Source organism: Mesorhizobium sp. B264B1B (assembly GCF_020165765.1).
GTDB lineage: Bacteria > Pseudomonadota > Alphaproteobacteria > Rhizobiales > Rhizobiaceae > Mesorhizobium.
Genome location: NZ_JAIUIS010000018.1, coordinates 103,610 through 124,006 on the forward strand (window position 1 = coordinate 103,610; position 20,397 = coordinate 124,006).

At 64.8% G+C, this 20,397-nt stretch carries 21 protein-coding genes; 16 read left to right on the forward strand and 5 right to left on the reverse strand.

Annotation, left to right across the window (positions count from 1 at the left end; translation table 11 throughout):
- Positions 1–17: 17 nt before the first annotated feature.
- On the reverse strand, positions 18–2,750 hold the full coding sequence (secA, locus tag LB547_RS28050; RefSeq protein ID WP_140763212.1) for a preprotein translocase subunit SecA: 2,733 nt from the start codon (positions 2,748–2,750) through the stop codon (positions 18–20).
- A gap of 259 nt (positions 2,751–3,009) precedes the next feature.
- Between secA and LB547_RS28055 the strand changes: the two genes are divergently transcribed.
- Entirely contained in the window at positions 3,010–3,936 is a 927-nt protein-coding gene (locus LB547_RS28055; protein ID WP_140558156.1) for a peptidylprolyl isomerase, read from the forward strand.
- Positions 3,937–3,999: 63 nt separating this feature from the next.
- Here the strand turns inward: LB547_RS28055 and LB547_RS28060 are convergent, their stop codons facing one another.
- Positions 4,000–4,599, reverse strand: a complete 600-nt coding sequence (locus tag LB547_RS28060) for a TetR/AcrR family transcriptional regulator (RefSeq protein WP_140672135.1) — start codon at positions 4,597–4,599, stop codon at positions 4,000–4,002.
- A 384-nt stretch (positions 4,600–4,983) separates the two neighbouring features.
- Here LB547_RS28060 and argJ point away from each other — a divergent pair, with 384 nt between their 5' ends.
- From argJ to LB547_RS28085, 5 genes are all read left to right on the forward strand, one after another.
- Positions 4,984–6,225, forward strand: coding sequence for a bifunctional glutamate N-acetyltransferase/amino-acid acetyltransferase ArgJ (argJ, locus tag LB547_RS28065; RefSeq protein WP_140672134.1), 1,242 nt, complete (start codon positions 4,984–4,986; stop codon positions 6,223–6,225).
- Between the two features lie 28 nt (positions 6,226–6,253).
- On the forward strand, positions 6,254–7,006 hold the full coding sequence (locus LB547_RS28070; RefSeq protein ID WP_140500961.1) for a GNAT family N-acetyltransferase: 753 nt from the start codon (positions 6,254–6,256) through the stop codon (positions 7,004–7,006).
- An 8-nt stretch (positions 7,007–7,014) separates the two neighbouring features.
- Positions 7,015–7,437 carry a (deoxy)nucleoside triphosphate pyrophosphohydrolase gene (locus LB547_RS28075; protein ID WP_140672132.1) on the forward strand — a complete coding sequence of 141 codons (423 nt, stop codon included), beginning with the start codon at positions 7,015–7,017 and terminating at the stop codon, positions 7,435–7,437.
- 146 nt (positions 7,438–7,583) lie between these two features.
- Positions 7,584–7,898, forward strand: a complete 315-nt coding sequence (locus tag LB547_RS28080) for a hypothetical protein (RefSeq protein WP_140672130.1) — start codon at positions 7,584–7,586, stop codon at positions 7,896–7,898.
- A gap of 109 nt (positions 7,899–8,007) precedes the next feature.
- Complete coding sequence (locus LB547_RS28085; protein ID WP_140500916.1) at positions 8,008–8,187, forward strand: Flp family type IVb pilin; 180 nt, start codon at positions 8,008–8,010, stop codon at positions 8,185–8,187.
- Between the two features lie 27 nt (positions 8,188–8,214).
- Here LB547_RS28085 and LB547_RS28090 read toward each other — a convergent pair whose 3' ends face one another.
- Positions 8,215–9,087 (reverse strand): methyltransferase domain-containing protein, encoded by an 873-nt coding sequence (locus tag LB547_RS28090; RefSeq protein ID WP_140672128.1) that lies wholly within the window; start codon positions 9,085–9,087, stop codon positions 8,215–8,217.
- A 66-nt stretch (positions 9,088–9,153) separates the two neighbouring features.
- On the opposite strand from LB547_RS28090, the gene LB547_RS28095 reads away from it, so the two are divergent.
- Genes LB547_RS28095 through LB547_RS28110 form a run of 4 tightly spaced genes read left to right on the forward strand, consistent with a single transcriptional unit; the run spans position 9,154 to position 11,544 of the window.
- On the forward strand, positions 9,154–9,954 hold the full coding sequence (locus tag LB547_RS28095) for a ComF family protein (protein ID WP_140500963.1): 801 nt from the start codon (positions 9,154–9,156) through the stop codon (positions 9,952–9,954).
- 27 nt (positions 9,955–9,981) lie between these two features.
- On the forward strand, positions 9,982–10,251 hold the full coding sequence (gene grxC / locus LB547_RS28100) for a glutaredoxin 3 (RefSeq protein ID WP_140500918.1): 270 nt from the start codon (positions 9,982–9,984) through the stop codon (positions 10,249–10,251).
- 10 nt (positions 10,252–10,261) lie between these two features.
- A complete protein-coding gene (locus LB547_RS28105) occupies positions 10,262–11,122 on the forward strand; it encodes a carbon-nitrogen hydrolase family protein (protein ID WP_140558162.1) in 861 nt (286 codons plus the stop codon).
- Positions 11,119–11,544 (forward strand): DUF1178 family protein, encoded by a 426-nt coding sequence (locus tag LB547_RS28110; RefSeq protein ID WP_140558163.1) that lies wholly within the window; start codon positions 11,119–11,121, stop codon positions 11,542–11,544. The genes LB547_RS28105 and LB547_RS28110 overlap by 4 nt, the downstream gene beginning before the upstream one ends.
- Positions 11,545–11,548: 4 nt before the next feature.
- On the opposite strand, the gene LB547_RS28115 is transcribed toward LB547_RS28110, so the two are convergent.
- The gene (locus tag LB547_RS28115) at positions 11,549–12,034 is read right to left on the reverse strand and encodes a MarR family winged helix-turn-helix transcriptional regulator (protein ID WP_140763214.1); all 486 of its coding nucleotides are present in this window, start codon (positions 12,032–12,034) and stop codon (positions 11,549–11,551) included.
- 98 nt (positions 12,035–12,132) lie between these two features.
- On the opposite strand from LB547_RS28115, the gene LB547_RS28120 reads away from it, so the two are divergent.
- Entirely contained in the window at positions 12,133–13,047 is a 915-nt protein-coding gene (locus LB547_RS28120) for a DMT family transporter (RefSeq protein ID WP_140763216.1), read from the forward strand.
- Positions 13,048–13,053: 6 nt separating this feature from the next.
- Here LB547_RS28120 and ubiG read toward each other — a convergent pair whose 3' ends face one another.
- Positions 13,054–13,803, reverse strand: a complete 750-nt coding sequence (gene ubiG / locus LB547_RS28125; protein WP_140763218.1) for a bifunctional 2-polyprenyl-6-hydroxyphenol methylase/3-demethylubiquinol 3-O-methyltransferase UbiG — start codon at positions 13,801–13,803, stop codon at positions 13,054–13,056.
- A gap of 213 nt (positions 13,804–14,016) precedes the next feature.
- On the opposite strand from ubiG, the gene LB547_RS28130 reads away from it, so the two are divergent.
- The 5 genes from LB547_RS28130 to prmC all read left to right on the forward strand — a co-directional run bounded on the left by LB547_RS28130 (position 14,017) and on the right by prmC (position 20,360).
- A complete protein-coding gene (locus LB547_RS28130; RefSeq protein WP_140560196.1) occupies positions 14,017–14,589 on the forward strand; it encodes a putative glycolipid-binding domain-containing protein in 573 nt (190 codons plus the stop codon).
- A 211-nt stretch (positions 14,590–14,800) separates the two neighbouring features.
- Positions 14,801–16,054 (forward strand): aspartate kinase, encoded by a 1,254-nt coding sequence (locus LB547_RS28135; RefSeq protein ID WP_140500924.1) that lies wholly within the window; start codon positions 14,801–14,803, stop codon positions 16,052–16,054.
- A gap of 80 nt (positions 16,055–16,134) precedes the next feature.
- Entirely contained in the window at positions 16,135–18,405 is a 2,271-nt protein-coding gene (ptsP, locus tag LB547_RS28140; RefSeq protein WP_140525455.1) for a phosphoenolpyruvate--protein phosphotransferase, read from the forward strand.
- A 10-nt stretch (positions 18,406–18,415) separates the two neighbouring features.
- Positions 18,416–19,495: a peptide chain release factor 1 gene (gene prfA / locus LB547_RS28145; protein WP_140763220.1), complete on the forward strand. Its 1,080-nt coding sequence runs from the start codon at positions 18,416–18,418 to the stop codon at positions 19,493–19,495.
- Positions 19,488–20,360 (forward strand): peptide chain release factor N(5)-glutamine methyltransferase, encoded by an 873-nt coding sequence (prmC, locus tag LB547_RS28150; RefSeq protein ID WP_140513835.1) that lies wholly within the window; start codon positions 19,488–19,490, stop codon positions 20,358–20,360. The genes prfA and prmC overlap by 8 nt, the downstream gene beginning before the upstream one ends.
- Positions 20,361–20,397: the final 37 nt, after the last annotated feature.

Sequence of the window (20,397 nt, forward strand, 5' to 3'; positions counted from 1 at the left end):
AGCCCTGCAGGTTTTCCTTACGCGAAAGCGCCGTGGCAGTGCTTGTATTTCTTGCCGGAGCCGCAGGGGCACGCTTCGTTGCGGCCGACCTTGCCCCAGGTGGCGGGGTTGTTGGGGTCGCGGTCTTCGGGGGCGACGATGGCGTTGCTTTCCTGGCGCACCAGAAGGGCGGTTTCGCCGCCTTCGAAATCGTTCTCGCCGGTGGTACCGTCAATATGCGTGCCGAACATGTCGGGGGCTTCCGGCGGCGGGGCCTCGGCAGCCTGGCGGACCAGTTCGACGCGCATCAGCTGCGCGGTGACGGCCTGGCGCAGATTGCCCAGCATCGCCTGGAACAGCTCGAACGCCTCACTCTTGTATTCCTGCAAAGGATCGCGCTGGGCGTAGCCGCGGAAGCCGACAACCGAACGCAGATGGTCGAGATTAACGATGTGCTCGCGCCACAGATGGTCGAGCGTCTGCAGCACCACGGAGCGCTCGACATAGGTCATCACCTCGGGCCCGAAGCGCTCGGCGCGCTCCTTGGCGGCGGCGTCGGCGGCTTGCGTGATGCGCTCGCGAATGTCGTCCTCGGCGATGCCTTCTTCCTTGACCCATTCCTCAATCGGCAGGTCGAGATTGAGGAACTCGGCGACCTCGGCCTTCAACCCGGCGACATCCCACTGCTCGGCATAGGCGTTCTCGGGAATGGCCTTGGCGACGATCTCGTCGATAACGCCTTCGCGCATCTCGGCAATGGTCTCCGACAGGCCTTCGCCGTCCATCAGCTCGATGCGCTGTTCGAACACGACCTTGCGCTGGTCGTTGGAAACGTCGTCATATTTCAGAAGATTCTTGCGGATGTCGAAGTTGCGCGCCTCGACCTTCTTCTGCGCCTTTTCCAGCGCCTTGTTGATCCAGGGATGGATGATGGCCTCGTCTTCCTTGAGGCCGAGCTTCTGCAACATGCCGTCCATGCGCTCGGAGCCGAAGATGCGCATCAGATCGTCCTGCAGCGACAGGAAGAATTTCGAGCGGCCGGGGTCGCCCTGGCGGCCGGAGCGGCCACGAAGCTGGTTGTCGATGCGGCGTGACTCGTGGCGTTCGGTGGCGAGCACGTAGAGGCCGCCGGCAGCCAGCGCCTTTTCCTTCAGGCGCTCGACGTCGGCATAGATTTCCTTTTCCCGCGCCTCGCGCTCGGGCCCTTCGGGCATGTCGCCCAGTTCCTCGGCGATGCGCATCTCGGCATTGCCGCCGAGCTTGATGTCGGTGCCGCGGCCGGCCATGTTGGTGGCGATGGTGATGGCGCCGGGCTTGCCCGCCTGGGCGACGATCGCCGCCTCGCGCTCGTGATGGCGGGCGTTCAGCACCTCGAAATCCTTAAAACCTTCCTTGCGCAGCCGCTCGGCCAATTGCTCGGACTTCTCGATCGAGGTGGTGCCGACCAGCGTCGGCTGGCCCTTGGCGCTGGCTTCGCGGATCTCCTTGACGATCGCCTTGTATTTCTCCTCGACCGTCCGGTAGACCTCGTCGTCCTCATCCTTGCGGATGACCGGCAGGTTGGTCGGGATCTCGGTGACTTCGAGGCCGTAGATGTTGCCGAATTCCTCGGCCTCGGTCAGCGCGGTGCCGGTCATGCCGGAAAGCTTCTTGTAGAGGCGGAAATAGTTCTGGAAGGTAACGGAGGCGAGCGTCTGGTTCTCCGGCTGGATTGCCACATGCTCCTTGGCTTCAAGCGCCTGGTGCAGGCCTTCCGAGTAGCGGCGGCCGGGCATCATGCGGCCGGTGAACTCGTCGATGATGACGATCTCGCCGTTGCGCACGATATAGTCCTTGTCGCGCTGGAACAGGCGGTGCGCCTTCAGCGCATTGTTGACGTGATGGACGATGGCGACGTTCTCGACGTCATAAAGCGACTCGCCCTTGAGCAGGCCGGCGTCGCGCAGCAGGTTCTCGAGCTTCTCGGTGCCTTCCTCGGTGAAGATGGAGGTCTTCTGCTTCTCGTCGATCTCATAATCCTGCGGCTGCAGCTGGATGATGAAAGTGTCGATGGTGTTGTACATTTCCGAACGGTCCTCGAGCGGACCGGAAATGATCAGCGGCGTGCGCGCTTCATCGACCAGGATGGAATCGACTTCGTCGACGATCGCGTAGTTGTGACCGCGCTGCACCATCTGGGCGCGCTCGTACTTCATGTTGTCGCGCAGATAGTCGAAGCCGAGTTCGTTGTTGGTGGCATAGGTGACGTCGGCGGCGTAGGCGACGCGGCGCTCCTCGTCGGACAGGCCATGGACGATGACGCCGACCGAGAGGCCGAGGAACTTGTAGACACGGCCCATCCATTCGGAGTCGCGGGTGGCGAGATAATCGTTGACGGTGACGACGTGGACGCCATTGCCGGCCAGTGCATTGAGATAAACGGGCAAGGTCGCGACCAGCGTCTTGCCCTCACCGGTGCGCATCTCGGCGATGCCGCCATTGTGCAGCACCATGCCGCCGATCAGCTGGACGTCGAAGGGGCGCATGCCGAGCACGCGGCGCGCCGCCTCGCGGGCGGTGGCGAAGGCCGGGATCAGCAGGTCCTCGAGGCTGGCGCCGTTGACGATGTCTTGGCGGAACTTTTCCGTGCGGCCGGCGAGCTCTGCATCGGAGAGCGCCCGCATCTCGTTTTCCATGGCGTTGATCGCCTCGACACGGGGCCGGGTCGACTTGACCCTGCGGTCGTTGGAGGAGCCGAAAACCTTACGGGCGAGACCGCCGAGACTGACCATCCAATGGTCCTTTCGATAGAATTCTCAAACTGAGACGAGCGCCGGCCGGCCCCATCAAATCCACGTGAATGCGCCGCCTGTATACGGGCAACGCAAAAAGCGCCCGGAAAACGGTTCTGGACGCAAAGTCGTTGGACAGATAAGAGGGGGCTCAACTGATGTCAACGCCGCGCTGGCCCTGCCGGTCGCGCCAAATTCGGCCACAATCTGGCTGATCTGGAAGCCTCCCGTCCTTCACATCCTCATCGGAGTCATCTTAATGTCCTTGTTGTTCCGCCGTGCGTCGCTCGCCAGCCTCGGCCTGGCCGTCGGCCTGTCGGCTCTTTGCCTGTCGCCGCTGATGGCGCAGGAAACCGCACCAGCCCAGCCGGCACCACCAGCGGCACCGGCCGCACCGGCGGCACCGGTCGATCCGAATACAGTGGTTGCCACCGTCAACGGCCAACCCCTCACCGAAGCAGATCTCGTGCTTGCCGAAGGCGAGCTGTCGCAGCAGTTCGCGCAACTCCCGGCCGAGCAACGCCGCGCCGCGGCGCTTTCGGCCGCAATCGAGATCCGCGTCATGGCCGCCCAGGCCGTCTCGACCGGTCTCGACAAGGATCCCGATTTCCAGCGCCGCATGGCCTTCCTGCAGCAGCGCGCGCTGCATGGCGAGATGGTCGAGAAGGGCGTCGTTGACAAGGTCACCGACGCCGAGATCCGCGCCCGCTACGACCAGGAGATCGCCAACACGCCGCCGGTCAACGAGGTGCATGCCCGTCACATCCTCGTGAAGACGAAGGAAGAGGCCGAGGCGATCATCAAGCAACTCGACGGCGGCGCCGATTTCCAGAAGCTCGCCAACGAGCACACCTCGGATCCGAGCGGCAAGACCAGTGGCGGCGATCTCGGCTGGTTCGGACCTGGCCAGATGGTGCCGGAATTCGACAAGGCCGCTTTCGCGCTCGAGGTCGGCAAATACACCGAGCAGCCGGTGCAGTCGCAGTTCGGCTGGCATGTGATCAAGCTCGAGGACAAGCGCACCAAGCAGCCGCCGGCCTTCGACGACGTCAAGGACCAGGCCAAGCAGGCGGTCATCCGCGACAAGTATTTCGCGCTGGTCAAGTCGCTGCGCGCCGATGCCAAGGTCGAAATTCCCGACGCCAATTTGAAGAAGGCCGTCGATACGCTGGAAAGCGCCAAGTAAACCAGAACGGTTTCGAAAAAGGGGCGCGGTGGCCAAAGGGCGCCGCGCCCTTGTTGCGTCAGTTCAGCCGTCGGGCCCCTCTATGCCTCGCAGGAGGTAGCGGACCACCTTGCGGATCGTCGCCTCGTCTTCGTCGAGCCGGTTGGTCAGGAGCTGCCGCCAGGCATAGGAAGCCACCAGGTCAGCGGCCACAGCCGGATCGACATCGGCCGCGACCTCGCCCCTTGCCCTGGCGCGCTCGATGATCTGGCCGGTGTGGGCCCGGCGCCCGCCTGTATAGCCGGCAAGGGCCGCGGCCGCCGTTTCGTCCGACTGCGCCTCGGCGATCAGCGACCTGAACACGCTGCCCGACGACGTCTCGCGCCAGTGCGCGAACAGGTTCTTGAGGAAGCCGACGAGATCCTCTTCCAGTCTTCCCGTATCGGGAACATCGACGCGTTTCTGGCGCTGGTAGACCTCCAGCAGCAGCGAGGCCTTGCTCGGCCACCAGCGATAGATGGTCGGCTTGCCGGCACGCGCCCGCCGCGCCACGGCCTCGATCGAGAAGCCGGCATAGCCGGCCTCGACCAACACCGCCTCGGCGGCATCGAGAATGGCTTCCGCGCTGTCGGGATTGCGCCGCGCACCGATGGATTTACGCGCCGTATCCGCCACTTCGGCCATCCTGTCGCCCTCGCCGTCGGTTTAGGCCGGCAATATAAGTGATCCGGCGATGAAACGAAACGGCCCGTTCTTGGCGGCTGAGGCAAGAGACATTTTGCCTGCCATGTCCCCCGCACGATGCGCAGGCGGTCATCGGTGCTGACCAACTCCGCCCGCGCGCCCGCGCCGAGTCGCAACGGTCCCCAGAAATACCAGGGCCAGGGTCAGCTGCCCTCGGGAGAGATCGCAACCTGGGCAGGGCGGCGCCAACGAACTGCGACGGAGCCGGCTGCGAACCGGTCAGGGCCAATTCCGGTTCTCACGCGGCCACCAAAACGCCTTGCGCGGGCGCTCCGTATCGGGCAAACCGGCGTTTCTCCGCCGATTTTTCCCGTCCGAGGTTCCATGTCCACGACGATTTCGCCGCTCGCGCCGAAGAAATACCCCAAGATGCCTGAGATCGAGGGGGTGCGCATCGCCACCGCCGAAGCAGGGATAAAGTACAAGAACCGCACCGATCTGCTCACCATGGTCTTCGAGCCCGGCACGGCGGTCGCCGGCGTGTTCACAAAGTCGAAATGCCCCTCGGCGCCAGTCGATTTCTGCCGGCAGAACCTTGCCGCGGGCAAGGCCCGGGTGCTCGTCGTCAATTCCGGCAACGCCAATGCCTTCACCGGCAAGAAGGGCCGGGACTCCACCGCGCTGACGGGCGAAGCGGCAGCCAAGGCTGCCGGCTGCACGCCAGGCGAGGTGTTCCTGGCCTCGACCGGCGTCATCGGCGAGCCGCTTGACACAACCAAGTTCAGCCATCTGTTGGCTGGTCTGGTCAGCAACGGCAAGCCCGACCTGTGGACCGAGGCGGCCAAGGCCATCATGACCACGGACACTTATCCGAAGGTGGCGACGCAGACCGTCAAGCTCGGTGACACCGATGTCACCATCAACGGTATTTCCAAGGGCGCCGGCATGATCGCACCCGACATGGCCACGATGCTGTCCTTCGTCGCCACCGATGCGCCGATCGCTGCCCCCGTGCTGCAGGATCTGCTGTCGCGCGGCACGGCCAAGACCTTCAACGCGGTGACCGTCGACAGCGACACCTCCACCAGCGACACGCTGCTGCTCTTCGCCACCGGAAAGGCCGCCAAACGCGGCGCGCCGGAGATAACCGATCCCAAGGATGCCCGTCTGGGGGCGTTCCGCCGTGCGCTCGGCAAAGTGCTGAAGTCGCTGGCGCTGCAAGTGGTGCGCGACGGTGAGGGCGCCCGCAAGCAGGTCGAAGTCACCGTTACCGGCGCGAAATCGGCGCGTTCGGCCAAGCGCATCGCACTCTCGATCGCCAATTCGCCGCTGGTCAAGACCGCGGTCGCCGGCGAGGACGCCAATTGGGGCCGCGTCGTCATGGCCGTCGGCAAGGCCGGCGAGCCGGCTGACCGCGACCGCCTGTCGATCTGGTTCGGCGACAACAGGCTGGCGCATGAGGGCGAGCGCGATCCGGCCTATTCGGAGGACGCGACCTCGGCGTATATGAAGCGCGACGACATCCGCATCCGCGCCGATATCGGCATCGGCCGCGGCAAGGCGACGGTGTGGACCTGCGACCTCACCAAGGAATACGTCGCCATCAATGGCGACTACCGGAGCTGACGACTTGGTTTCCAAACATCCGGCCAGCATGCTGGCGACAGTGCGCCGCTATGAGGCGGCCGGGTTCCGCGCCTGGCCCGCGGCGGCAGTCCATTATGACGGCACCTGGGTGGTGCGGCTGACGGCCGGACATCCGGCCAAGCGGCTGAATTCGGTCAATCCGCTCGATCCCGGCGACACCCAGCACATCGCTGACCGCATCGGCCGCGCCAGCCGCCGTTTCGATGCCTATGGCAGGCCGCTGACCTTCCGCATGTCGCCGCTATCGGGTCCGGATCTCGCCAGCCATCTCGACCGCGAGGGTTGGAGTCGGTTCGACGAATCGCTGGTGATGCGGCTGCCGCTGGCCGATGCCCAGCTCGACGCCGCCATGGACCAGATCCCGTTGAAGGACATCAGCCGCTTCATCGGCGCGTCGCTCAAGGTCAGCGGCTCGGACGCGTCGCTGCGGCCAGGCCTGTCGGAGATCATCGGCGCCATCCAGCCCGAGGCCGGGCTGTTCGCGCTCGAGGCTGGAGCGGAACCACTGGCGACGCTGATCTGCGTCCATGACGGCGATCTCGCCGGCCTGTTCGAGGTCGCCACCGACAAGTCGGCACGCAACAAGGGCCACGGCCGAAACCTGATCCTGTCGGCGCTGAAATGGGCGCGGCTGCGCGGCGCGCGGGAAGCCTGGCTGCAGGTCGAGGCCGGCAATGTGCCGGCGCTGGCGCTCTATCATTCGCTCGGGTTCGACGAGGTCTATCGCTACCACTACCGCCGGCCGCCTGTTCATGGGTGAAATCGGGCATGAATGATGTGACGATCGCCGGCAAGCGCCTGCTCCTGGTCGCCGCCTGCGCCCTGGTCGACGCCGACGGGCGCGTGCTCCTGGCGCAGCGGCCCGAGGGCAAGCAGCTTGCCGGGCTCTGGGAGTTTCCCGGCGGCAAGGTCGAGCCCGGCGAGACGCCGGAGCAATGCCTTATCCGCGAACTCTATGAGGAGATCGGGATCGAGACCGACATCCCGTGCCTGGCACCGCTCACCTTCGCCAGCCATAGCTACGACGATTTCCATCTTTTGATGCCGCTCTTCATCTGCCGCCGCTTTCGCGGCATCGCCCAGCCGAAGGAGGGGCAGGCGCTGAAATGGGTGCGGCCCAAGCAGATGCGCGACTACCCGATGCCGCCGGCCGACGCTCCGCTGATCCCGTTCCTGATCGACCTTCTGTAGGCGAAACAGAACCGCTAGCGGCCTGTGGCTGAGCGGAGCTGCGGGGCGCATAAGCCAGCATTAATGGAAGATTTATCTCATCATGAAAAGTTGATGCAAGGCTGCCTCGTCGCGGCCGTGCCGGCGATTTTCTGGGGAGCGACAGCATGAGCCTAGACAGGGATTGGGATTCGATCCGGCCCGACCGCAGTTTTCGCGCCGCGGATGCGGGCATGGGCGTGCTGCGCGTCACGCTGCTGTTCGGTTCGGCCGCGGTGGCGCTGGCCCTGATCGCAACGCCCTTCCTCGACAGCCAGGCGCGCTCGCAATCGGCTCGGAATTTTGCCAGCGGTCTCGACATGACTGCCACTGGTTCGATCACTCGTCGCGATACCTATACGGTGCGCCGCAGCGTGCTTCAGCCGCAGCCCGATTCGGTCTGCATCATCCGATCCGACGGCCGGACCAGCGGCGACTGCTGATCGGGTCCAAGACATTTTCAGAGGCGGCGGTTTCATCGCCTATTAAGCCTGTGCCGTTAACCTTTCTTAACAGGTCGGCGGTATGGTTCCGGCAAGAGGGATCGACGTGATGAAAACAGTGCTGCTGCGTTTCCTGAACGATGAAAAGGGCGCCACGGCCGTCGAATACGGCTTGATCGTCGCCGTACTGTCGCTGACGATCGTCGGCGGCATCAGCCAGGTCTTCAACGCGATCACCTGGCTGTTCAGCGACAATGGCAGCAGGCTTGCCAACGCTTTCGCACCCTGATCTGGCTGTCCGCGTCCGCGGACACTGTCATTGCCCCTTGGGCTGCTCCAACACAGTCTTCAGCGAGATCTTGGCCGAACCCGGCTTGAGCGGCTTTTGCTGCGATGCATCGGGCGCCCAGCCGGACATCCAGACCATCGAAAAGCTTGCGCGGATGCGGCCGTCGGGATCCGAAAACCGCTCGGCGTAGATTTGCGCGGCGCGGGCGAACAGCTGGCGTGTGCCCGGCCGCCGGCTGCGATCGGCAAGCGCGCTGGTTTCGCCCATGGCGCGCAAATCGGCCATCAGGTTGAAAAGACTGTCATAGCGCACCGTCACCGTCTCGACATCGGCGACCGGCAGAGCGAGGCCGGCGCGCTGCAGCAGCGCTCCCGCGTCGCGAACGTCGGTGAACGGAATGACGCGCGGGCTGGCGCCGCCGTGAAGCTCGGTCTCGGCCGCCAGCAGGCTTTCACGCAATTCGCCGAGCGTGCCGGCGCCGGCGAAGGCGCCGAGGAAAAGCCCGTCCGGACGCAGCGCACGGCGGATCTGCACCAGCATGCCGGGAATGTCGTTCATGGCCTGCAGCGACAGGAGCGACACCGCCAGGTCGAGGCTTTGCGGCTCGAAGGGCACGGTTTCCAGCGGCGCGACCATGCCGGCGGAATCGCCCAGGAAAGCCGCATCCGCCTCGACACGGACGATGTTCGCCACCTTGCCGCTCGCGGCGAGGATGTCGGCTGCGGCCGACGTCTGGCAAAACAGCACCGCTGCCTTGCTAAACCGGCGCTCCACGGCACCCAGCCGGTCGGCAAGATCGTCGGCACTGCGCCGCATCAGGAAATCCGCGCCGCCGACCGGATGATGGAGCGCGCGCCGCTTGTGCGCCAGCCACAGTGAGGTGTCCATTATCGGCAGCAAACGGGCAGATCCTTTGTTTGTCCATTCCCCGATGGAGTTGATATAGTGGCGCACAGCACCCACCACGTGGCCGATCCCATGCCCAAGATCAAGCCTCTGGACATCAGGAACCTTGCACGGTCGGCGGCGAACTGGCCGGCGCGCATCCTGTTCCCGCCTGTCTGCGCCGGCTGCCGCAGGCATGTCTCGCAGCCCGGCGTTCTGTGCGGCGCCTGCTGGCCGAAGTTGCGCCTCCTGGAGCGGCCCTGGTGCCCGGTGATGGGCACGCCGTTCACCCACCATATGGGCGAGGGCTTTCTGTCCGCCGAGGCGATCGCCGATCCGCCGCCCTTCGAGCGGGCGCGGGCGGCCGTCGCCTATTCCGGCGTCGCCCGCCAGATGGTGCAGGGGCTGAAGTACCAGGATCGCACCGACCTGGCGCCGTGGATGGCGCGCTGGATGCTGCGCGCGGGCGCTGACCTCATTGCCGAGGCGGATGTGGTGGTGCCGGTGCCGCTGCACTGGCGCCGCTTCTTCAGGCGGCGGTTCAACCAGTCGGCGGAATTGGCGAGGGCGGTCTGCGAGCTCAGCGGCCTGTCTTTCGCACCCTCGGCCATGCGGCGTGTCAAGCTCACGCGCCAGCAGGTCGGGCTGGAGCGCAAGGACCGCGAGGAGAATGTGCGGGCCGCCTTTCGCGTGCCTGCTGAAGCGGAAATCGAGATCGCCGGCCGCCGCGTGCTTTTGATCGACGACGTCTACACCACGGGCGCCACGGTTCGCGCCGCCAGCAAGGCGCTGAAAAAAGCAGGGGCCGGCGCCGTCGACGTGCTGACCTTCGCACGCGTGCTGCCGGGGGACTTTCGGGCCGACGAGTCCACGACTATATAAGTCGGCAACAAACAGTGGAAATTCGTCATGGTCGACGTCACCATCTATACACGCATGATGTGCGGCTACTGCACGGCCGCCAAGCGGCTGCTCGAGCGCAAGGGCATCGCCTATACGGAGCATGACGCGTCGTTTTCACCGGAACTGCGCCAGGAGATGATTTCGCGCGCCCATGGCCGCACAACCTTTCCGCAGATTTTCGTCGGCGACACGCATGTCGGCGGCTGCGACGACCTCCACGAGCTGGAGGCGCAAGGCCGACTGGACAAGTTGCTCGCCAATGGCTCGACGAATTGAGGATATGACGATGGGTGTTTTCAAGGCGGCCGCGATCCAGATGCGTTCGGGGGAGAGGCCGGAGCGCAACGCAATCGAGCTCGAGCGGCTGGTGCGCGAGGCAGCCGGCCAGGGGGCGAGCTACATCCAGACACCGGAAATGACCGGAGCGCTGGTGCGTGACAAGAAGGCCGCGTCTTTCACCTCAGAGGACAAGGACATCATCGTCGGGACCGCCCGCCGACTGGCCCGCGAACTTGGCGTCCACCTGCATATCGGCTCGACCGCCATCCTGCGCGCCGACGGCAAGCTCGCCAACCGGGCGCTGCTGTTCGGTCCGGACGGCGCCACGCTCGCCTCCTATGACAAGATCCATATGTTCGACGTCGATCTCGACAATGGCGAGAGCTGGCGCGAATCCGCGACCTACGAGCCCGGCACGGAGGCGGTCGTCACGACCATCGAAGGCGCCAAGCTGGGCTTTGCCGTCTGTTATGACCTGCGGTTTCCGCAACTGTTCCGCGCCGAGGCGCTAGCCGGCGCCGACCTGCTTTCCGTGCCCGCCGCCTTCACCCGCCAAACCGGCGAGGCGCATTGGCACGTGCTGCTCAGGGCCCGCGCCATCGAGAACGGCGCCTATGTCGTGGCCGCTGCGCAAGGCGGCCTTCACGAGGACGGCCGCGAAACCTATGGCCATTCGCTGATCGTCGATCCGTGGGGCCGCGTCATCGCGGAGGCGGCGCACAATGAGCCGGCGGTGATCGTCGCCGAGATCGACTCCGCGCAGTCGCTGGCGGCTCGCAAGAAGATCCCCAATCTGAAAAATGCGCGGGATTTCGCTATCAATGCCGGTTCGTCCGAGGCATCGCGTCTCAGGGGAGCGGCCTCTTGATCCGCTTCTCCCTGATCTGCGAAAACGATCACGAGTTCGAGGGCTGGTTCCGCAGCAATGACGATTTCGACACGCAGAAGAAGCGTGGCTTCGTCGATTGCCCGACCTGCGGCTCGCACAAGGTGGAGAAAGCCCTGATGGCGCCGGCCGTGTCGACGGCGCGCAAGCAGGAAACGATAGCGCTCGCCATGGGCGAGGCGCAGAAGCAGGCGCTGGCGCAGCTGAAGGCAATGGCCGAGAAGGTTCGCGAGAATGCCGATTACGTCGGCGACAAATTCGCCGAGGAAGCGCGCAAGATCCATTTCGGCGAGACCGACCCGCGCGGCATCTATGGCGAGGCGACGCTGGAGGAGGCCAAGAGTCTGGCCGAGGACGGCGTCGAGTTCATGCCGATCCCGGTGTTTCCGGAGGATCGGAACTGAGCGGTCAGCTTACGCTGCCGATCAATTTTTCAAGCAGGCGCGAAAGCGTTTCCCGTTCGGCTTGCGTCAGGCCGGAAAGAATCTCGTGCTCGTTGGCGACGTGGGCAGCAATGGCCTCGTCGATCAAAGCGAGGCCTTTTTCAGTCAGCCGCACGACGATGCCGCGCCGGTCGTTGTGATGCGGACCACGCACGATCAACCCTGAGGTTTCGAGCCGGTCGAGCCGGTTGGTCATGGCGCCCGAGGTCACCATCGTCGCCTCGTAAAGGGCGGTCGGGGTCAGCGCGTAGGGCGCGCCCGAGCGGCGCAACGTGGCCAGCACGTCGAATTCGCCGGCCTGCAATCCATAGCGCGCAAACAACGGCGCGAGGCGCTCGCGGGCAATCAGCGAGGATGCTTCATTCAACCGCCCGATCACGCCCATCGGCGAGACGTCAAGGTCCGGCCTCTCCCTGTTCCATTGTTCGATCGCCTTTGCTGCCCTGTCCATCTATTCTGCCATGTATCTTGACGTTAAGAATCTTTCCGTTATCTTATCGGAAAATGAAGTGGCGGCCAAGTGCCGGCGACGATGACGAGGACCATCAGATGAAATTTCTCTGGGATTCGGCGCTTGGCCTGCTGGTCGTGACGGGCGCCCTGCTTGGCCTGACGCTGCCGTTCGGCAAGCTTGCGACCGCCGCCGGCGTTCCGGCCATGGTCTGGGCCTTCGTCATCTCGCTCGGTGCCGGCGGCGTGCTGTTGCTGGCTCTCCTGCTGCGTGGCGAGCGCATCAAGCTTACGGCGCCTAAGCTGCGCTATTTCTTCGTCACGGCGGCGGTGTCCTATGCCTTTCCCAACCTCTTGATGTTTTCGGCCATCCCGCATCTCGGCGCGGGATATACGGGCATCATGTTCACGCTATCGCCGGTGATCACGCTCGTGTTCTCGATCTTGCTTGGCGTTCGGCGCCCCAACCTGCTCGGCGTCATCGGCATTGCGGTCGGCTTCATCGGTGCGGTCATGGTCGCGCTTACACGCGGCGAAGCTGGCCAACCGGCCGATTATTTCTGGGTAACGATCGGATTGCTGATCCCGGTCAGCCTTGCCGCGGGCAACATCTACCGCACCGTCGACTGGCCCGAAGGAACCGGCCCGATCGAGCTTGCCGTGGGCAGCCATCTGGCGTCGGCGACCTTGCTTCTCCTCGGCATCCTGACGCTTTTCGGCTGGCAAGCGTTTGTTCCGCTGGGCGCGGTACCGCCTGTGGTCGTCGCGCAGATGGCGTCGGCTTCGGCAATGTTTGCCTTCTTCTTCCGGCTGCAGGCGGTGGGCGGCCCGGTCTATCTCAGCCAGATCGGCTATGTGGCGGCGGCCGTCGGGCTGTTCGCGGGCACGATCTTCCTCGGCGAGCACTATCAACTGCTGACCTGGGCAGGCGCTGTCATCATCACGGCCGGCGTGTTTATCACCACCAAGGCGCAAAGCGGGACCAGCGCGAGGGCGCAGAGTCAGGCGGCGTGAGCCGGTTCAGACCGTGCCCTTTTCCGCCAGCACCATATAGTTGACGTCCATGTCTTTCGACCGCTGCCAGCGGTCGGCGAGCGGGTGGTAGACGACGCCGGTGCGGTCGATGACGGTCAGGCCGGCGCCGCCGAGCGCCTTTTCCAGCTCTTCCGGGCGCACCAGCTTGCCGAACTGATGAGTGCCGCGCGGCAGCCAGCGCAGCACATATTCGGCGCCGATGATGGCCAGCCCTAGCGCCTTCAGCGTGCGGTTGATCGTGGCCACGAACATGATGCCGCCGGGCTTGACCATCTCGCCGCATTTGGCGACGAACAGGCCGATGTCGGCGACATGCTCGACCACTTCCATATTGAGGATAACGTCGAATTTTTCGCCGGCGTCGGCCAGGTCCTCGGCCGTGGTGGCGCGGTAGTCGATCGTCACGCCAACTTCGGCGGCGTGCAATTTGGCCACTTCGATATTGGTGGCGGAAGCATCGGCGCCGACCACTTCGGCGCCAAGCCGCGCCATCGGCTCGCACAGCAGGCCGCCGCCGCAACCGATGTCGAGAAAGCGCAGGCCCTCGAATGGCCGTGCCGCGCGCGGATCGCGGCCGAAGCGCGTTGCCACCTGGTCGCGTATGTAGGCAAGCCGGATGGGGTTGAACTTGTGCAGCGGCCGGAACTTGCCGTTCGGGTTCCACCATTCGGCGGCAAGGGCGGAAAAGCGCTCCACTTCTCCGGCATCGATCGTCGATCGTCGGGGCTCTGGCATCGATTGGTCTCCTCGGACGCTAGCAAGTCGGGCGTGGGGGAGGGAAAGTCAAGGCTGCATTTTCGCCTGCTGACAGTGCGAGGCCGGCACCGCCGACAAGCGCCCTCTATTGCCGGCGGCGCCCTGTCAGGACGTGTCAGCTCAGGGAGCACCTCGGCCGAAACAAAAAAGCGGCGGCGTGCGAAAAAGGGAAGATCGTGTTGAGAAAAGGAGATGGCCGTGATTCAGACCGCATCGATCCTTTGGCGCAGGCTCGACCTTGAAGGTCACGATTCCTGCATGCTCTCGCAGCGGCCCGGCGGGCACCGCCTGAAGGGGCAGGCCATCTTCCTGCAAGACGACAAGCCGTGTTGCATCGCCTACGAGGTGGATTGCGATGCCGGCTGGCACACGCGCTCGGCACGTATCGAGGGCTTTCTCGGCCCGCAAGAGCTTTCCCTGGGGATCGAGCGCCATACTGACGGCTCCTGGACGCTGGATGGCGAGCCGCAGCCGGAGGTGGCCGGCCTGATCGACGTCGATCTCGGCTTCACGCCGGCTTCGAACCTCCTGGCGATCCGCCGGTTCGCGCTCGCCGTCGGCGAAGCGACGCCGGCACCGGCCGCCTATCTGGCCTTTCCCGAGCTCAGAGTGACGCGGCTCGACCAGGCCTACCGGCGCCTCGACCCGGCCCGCTATGCCTATGCCGCGCCGGCGTTCGGCTATGAGGCGGTGCTGGAGGTCTCTCCACTCGGCTTCGTGCTCGACTATCCGGATTTGTGGAAGAGCGTCGCCCGCCCGGGCTGAGGTCCGCCGCTCTGAGAGCCTTGCCGGTAGCGGCGCTGCGCAAAATGGAGTTCCAGTCCAGCAGGCACGTGGCGCCCTTCTTGTGCGCCATCGCTTGCGAAGCCTGGATGTTTTGGCTAAGGAGGCCGCGCATTCAGCGGCCGGCGCCAGCCGGGCGCTTTTCTCGGTTTTTCGGCGCAGAGCCGGCTTCAGTCAAAGGCATTTCGCTTCCATGGCGCGCATCGTGATGAAATTCGGCGGAACCTCCGTCGCCGACATCGCCCGCATCCGCAATGTGGCGCGTCACGTCAAACGGGAGGTCGATGCCGGCCACGAGGTGGCGGTGGTGGTCTCGGCGATGGCCGGCAAGACCAACGAACTGGTCGGCTGGACGCGCGAGGCCTCGCCGATGCACGACGCGCGCGAATATGATGCCGTCGTCGCGTCCGGCGAGCAGGTGACGGCAGGCCTCCTGGCGATCACCTTGCAGAACATGGGCGTGCACGCCCGCTCCTGGCAGGGCTGGCAGATCCCGATCAAGACCGACAACGCGCATGGCGCGGCACGCATCCTCGACATCGACGGCGCTTTCCTGGTCAAACGCTTCGGCGAGGGCCAGGTGGCCGTCATCGCAGGTTTCCAGGGCATCGGACCGGACAACCGCATCGCAACGCTTGGTCGTGGCGGCTCCGACACCAGCGCGGTGGCGATCGCGGCCTCCGTCAAAGCCGACCGCTGCGACATCTATACCGACGTCGACGGCGTCTACACCACCGATCCGCGCATCGAGCCGAAGGCGCGGCGGCTGGCCAAGATATCGTTCGAGGAAATGCTTGAAATGGCCTCGCTCGGCGCCAAGGTTCTGCAGGTGCGTTCGGTCGAGCTTGCCATGGTGCACAGGGTGCGTACCTTCGTGCGGTCGTCCTTCGACGATCCCGACGCGCCCGGAATGGGGGATTTGCTCAATCCGCCCGGAACGCTTATTTGCGACGAGGAAGAGATCGTGGAACAGCAGGTCGTCACCGGAATTGCCTATGCCAAGGACGAGGCGCAGATTTCGCTGCGCCGTGTCGGCGACCGACCGGGCGTTGCCGCCGGCATTTTCGGGCCGCTGGCCGAGGCCAACATCAACGTAGACATGATCGTCCAGAACATTTCCGAGGACGGCAAGCTTACCGACATGACCTTCACGGTGCCCTCCGGAGACGTGGACAAAGCGCTGGCCGTGCTCGACCGGCTGAAGGCCGATGTCGGCTATGACGTCGTGCAGTCGGAAGCCGGCATGTCGAAGGTCTCGGTCATCGGCATCGGCATGAGAAGCCATGCCGGCGTTGCCGCCACCGCCTTCAAGGCGCTGGCCGACAAGGCGATCAACATCCGCGCCATCACCACCTCCGAGATCAAGATTTCGATACTGATCGACGGTCCTTACACGGAACTCGCGGTTCGCACTTTGCATTCCGTCTACGGTCTGGATAAGCAGTAGCAGACTGAATCAGTTGTTGCGTGCGTGCCGGCGGCGGCCGAAACTGCGCCGGCAAGAAGCCTATTGGAGAAGAAGCCGCGATGCGTGACCCGGCCAGTGGCCCGCGCGTTCTGCTGAAACGGCTCCGCGAGCTCATGCAGGAGCCGCTGGAGCCGCAGGAGCGGCTCGACCGCATCGTGCGCGACATCGCCTCCAACATGGTCGCCGAAGTGTGCTCGCTCTATGTGCTGCGCGCCGATTCCGTGCTCGAACTCTACGCCACCGAAGGCCTGAACCCGAACGCGGTGCACCTGGCGCAGCTCAGGCTGGGGCAAGGCCTGGTCGGCACGATTGCCGCCAGCGCGCGGCCGCTCAACCTGTCCAATGCGCAGGAACATCCGGCCTTCGCCTACCTGCCGGAAACCGGGGAAGAGATCTACAATTCCTTCCTCGGCGTGCCGGTGCTCAGGGCAGGGCGCACGCTGGGCGTGCTGGTGGTGCAGAACAAGACCATGCGCCATTACCGCGACGACGAGGTCGAGGCGCTGGAAACCACCGCCATGGTGATCGCCGAGATGATCGCCACCGGCGATCTGGCGCGGCTGACGCGGCCCGGCCTCGAGCTCGATCTGCGCCGCCCGGTCAGCTTCACCGGCCTGTCCTTCAACGAGGGCGTCGGGCTCGGTCATGTCGTGCTGCACGAGCCGCGCATCGTCGTCACCAACCTGTTCAACGAAGACAGCGAAGAGGAAGTCCGCCGGCTCGAGGCATCGCTCGGTTCGCTCAGGCTTTCCATCGACGACATGCTCGAGCGCCGCGACGTCGCCTTCGAGGGCGAGCATCGCCAGGTGCTGGAAGCCTACCGCATGTTCGCCAACGACCGCGGTTGGGTCCGGCGGCTGGAAGAGGCGATCCGCAACGGCCTGACGGCGGAAGCTGCGGTCGAAAAAGTGCAGAGCGACATGCGCGCCCGCATGCTGCACATGACCGATCCTTATCTGCGCGAGCGGATGAGCGATTTCGACGACCTCGCCAACCGGCTTCTGCGCCAGCTGATGGGACGCGGGCCTGATGATGTCGCGGCCTCGCTGCCGAAGGATGCCATCATCGTCGCCCGCTCGATGGGCGCCGCCGAACTGCTCGACTACCCCCGGGACAAATTGCGCGGACTGGTGCTCGAGGATGGCGCCGCCACCAGCCACGTCGTCATCGTCGCGCGCGCCATGGGTATTCCCGTCGCCGGGCAGATGAAGGGCGCCGTTTCCATGGCGGAAAACGGCGATGCCATCATCGTCGACGGCGAGGAAGGCGCGATCCATCTTCGTCCGCAGTCGGATCTCGAAGCCGCCTATGCCGAAAAGGTGCGGTTCCGGGCGCGCCGGCAGGAAGTCTACCGCGAACTGCGCAAGAAGCCGTCGGTGACCAAGGATGGCGTTGCGGTCGACCTTTTGATGAATGCCGGGCTTGCCGTCGACCTGCCGCAACTGGCCGAGTCGGGTGCCGCCGGGATCGGCCTGTTCCGCACCGAATTGCAGTTCATGGTCGCCTCGACCTTTCCCCGTGCCGAGGCGCAGGAGCGGCTCTACCGCGACGTGCTCGATGCCGCGCGCGGCAAGCCGGTGACCTTCCGCACCATCGACATCGGCGGCGACAAGGTGCTGCCCTATTTCAAAGGCGCCATCCAGGAAGAGAACCCGGCGCTCGGCTGGCGGGCGATCCGCCTGACGCTGGACCGTCCGGGATTGCTGCGCACCCAGATCCGCGCCCTGCTGAAAGCCTGCGGCGGGCGGGAGCTCAAGCTGATGCTGCCGATGGTCACCGAGCTCGGCGAGATCGCCCAGGCGCGCGAAATCATCGACCGCGAGGTGCGGCATCTGTCGCGCTTTGCCCATCATTTGCCGACCAGCCTCAAGCTCGGGGCAATGTTGGAGGTGCCGTCCCTCCTGTTCCAGCTTGACGAGTTGATGAAGGCGGTCGACTTCGTCTCGGTCGGCTCGAACGACCTGTTCCAGTTCGTGATGGCGGTCGACCGCGGCAACACGCAGCTTTCCGATCGCTTCGACACGTTGTCGACGCCGTTCCTGCGGGTGCTCAAGACCATCGCCGATGCCGGTGCCCGCAACCACACGCCCGTCACACTCTGCGGCGAACTCGCCGGCAAGCCGATCTCGGCAATGGCGCTGGTCGGCCTTGGTTTCCGTTCTATCTCGATGTCGCCCGCTTCGATCGGTCCGGTCAAGGCGATGCTGACCGAATTGCCGCTGGAGGCGTTGAAAGCGTTCTTCGACGACAATCTGATGGCGCCGGCCCAGGGGCTGCCGATGCGGGCGCTGCTGCAGGCCTTTGCCGACGACCGCTCAATTCCGTTATAGCACCTTTACAATGATCTCCCTTCCCCGCGACCGCATGGATCAAGTCGTCAAGCGTTTCGAGTTGCTCGAAGCCCAGATGTCGGCCGGCCCGGCGCCGGATGCCTATGTGAAGATGGCATCGGAATATGCCGAGCTCCAGGAGATGGTGGCCAAAGTCAGAGCCTTGCGTGCGGCCGAGCAGGAGCAGGCCGATCTCGAGGCGATGCTCGCCGACAAGGGCACCGATGCCGAGATGCGAGCGCTCGCCGAGGCCGACCTGCCAGGCGTCGATGAGCGCATTGAGGCGTTGCAGAAGGACATCCAGATCCTGCTCTTGCCCAGGGATGCGGCCGATGACAAGAACGCCATCCTGGAAATCCGCGCCGGCACCGGCGGCGACGAGGCAGCATTGTTCGCCGGCGACCTGTTTCGCATGTATGAGCGCTATGCCGCTTCGCGTGGCTGGCGGTTCGAGACGGTATCGGCCAGCGAGGGCGATGCCGGCGGCTATAAGGAAATCATCGCCACGGTTTCCGGCAAGGGGGTTTTCGCGCATCTGAAATTCGAGTCCGGCGTCCACCGGGTGCAGCGCGTGCCCGCGACCGAGGCCAGCGGACGCATTCACACCTCGGCGGCCACGGTGGCCGTGCTGCCGGAGGCGGAGGAAGTCGACATCGACATCCGGGCCGAAGACATCCGCATCGACACGATGCGCGCGTCGGGCTCGGGCGGCCAGCACGTCAACACCACCGATTCGGCGGTGCGCATCACCCATTTGCCGACCGGCATCATGGTGGTGCAGGCGGAGAAATCGCAGCACCAGAACCGGGCCAAGGCCATGCAGATCCTGCGGGCCCGGCTCTACGACCTGGAACGCAGCAAGGCCGACGAGGAGCGCTCGGAATCGCGCAAGTCTCAGGTCGGCTCCGGCGACCGCTCAGAGCGCATCCGCACCTACAATTTTCCGCAAGGCCGCGTCACCGATCATCGCATCAACCTGACGCTCTACAAGCTCGACCGGGTGATGATGGGCGAACTCGACGAAGTCATCGACGCGCTGATCGCCGACCACCAGTCGAAGCTGCTCGCCGATATCGGCCTCGATGGCTGATCCTTTGCCCCAGGCGCTGGGGCCGCTGCTGCGGGAAGCGAGAGCGCGCTTGGCGGCGGTCGATAATCCGGCGCTCGATGCAAGACTGATCGTGGAGCACTTTTCAGGTACGACTCGCACGCAGGCCATTGCCGATCCCGAACATGCGGTCGATGCCGCCGCTCTTGTCCAGATCGACCGCGCCTTGAGGCGCCGCGCGGGCGGCGAGCCCGTGCACCGCATCCTGGGCTATCGGGAGTTCTACGGGTTGCGGCTGTCGCTGTCGCCGGAAACGCTGGAGCCGCGGCCCGACACCGAAACGCTGGTCGAGGCCATACTGCCCTTTGTCAGGGCAACCGTCATGCGCGAGGGCGAGTGCCGCATCCTCGATCTGGGAACCGGCAGCGGAGCCATCGCGCTGGCGCTGCTCAGCGCCGTGCCGGCAGCGATTGCCACCGGGGTCGACTTCTCGGAAGGGGCGTTGAGGACGGCAACGCGCAATGCCGCGCAATTGGGGCTTGGCGACCGGTTCACGGCGCTGCTGTCCGACTGGTTCGAAAAAGTTTCTGGTCGATACCATGTAATTGTCGCAAACCCTCCCTATATACGATCGGAGGACATCGGAAATCTGCAGGATGAAGTCCGGGATTTCGACCCGCGCCTGGCCCTGGATGGCGGCACGGATGGGTTGGCCCCTTACAGGGTCATCGCCGCTGAGGCGGCTAAGTTTCTAGAAGCCGGAAGCAGGATTGCGGTCGAGATCGGCTACACACAGCACATCGAGGTCACCGCTATATTTCGCTCGTCCGGCTATGCGGTCGCTGGTGCGTTCGGCGACCTCGGCGGAAACGACAGGGTTCTTGTCTTTCAACGGGGAAAGCCTTGACGCAGTGCGAAAAAAACCGCTTGGCAATGCCGGGGAA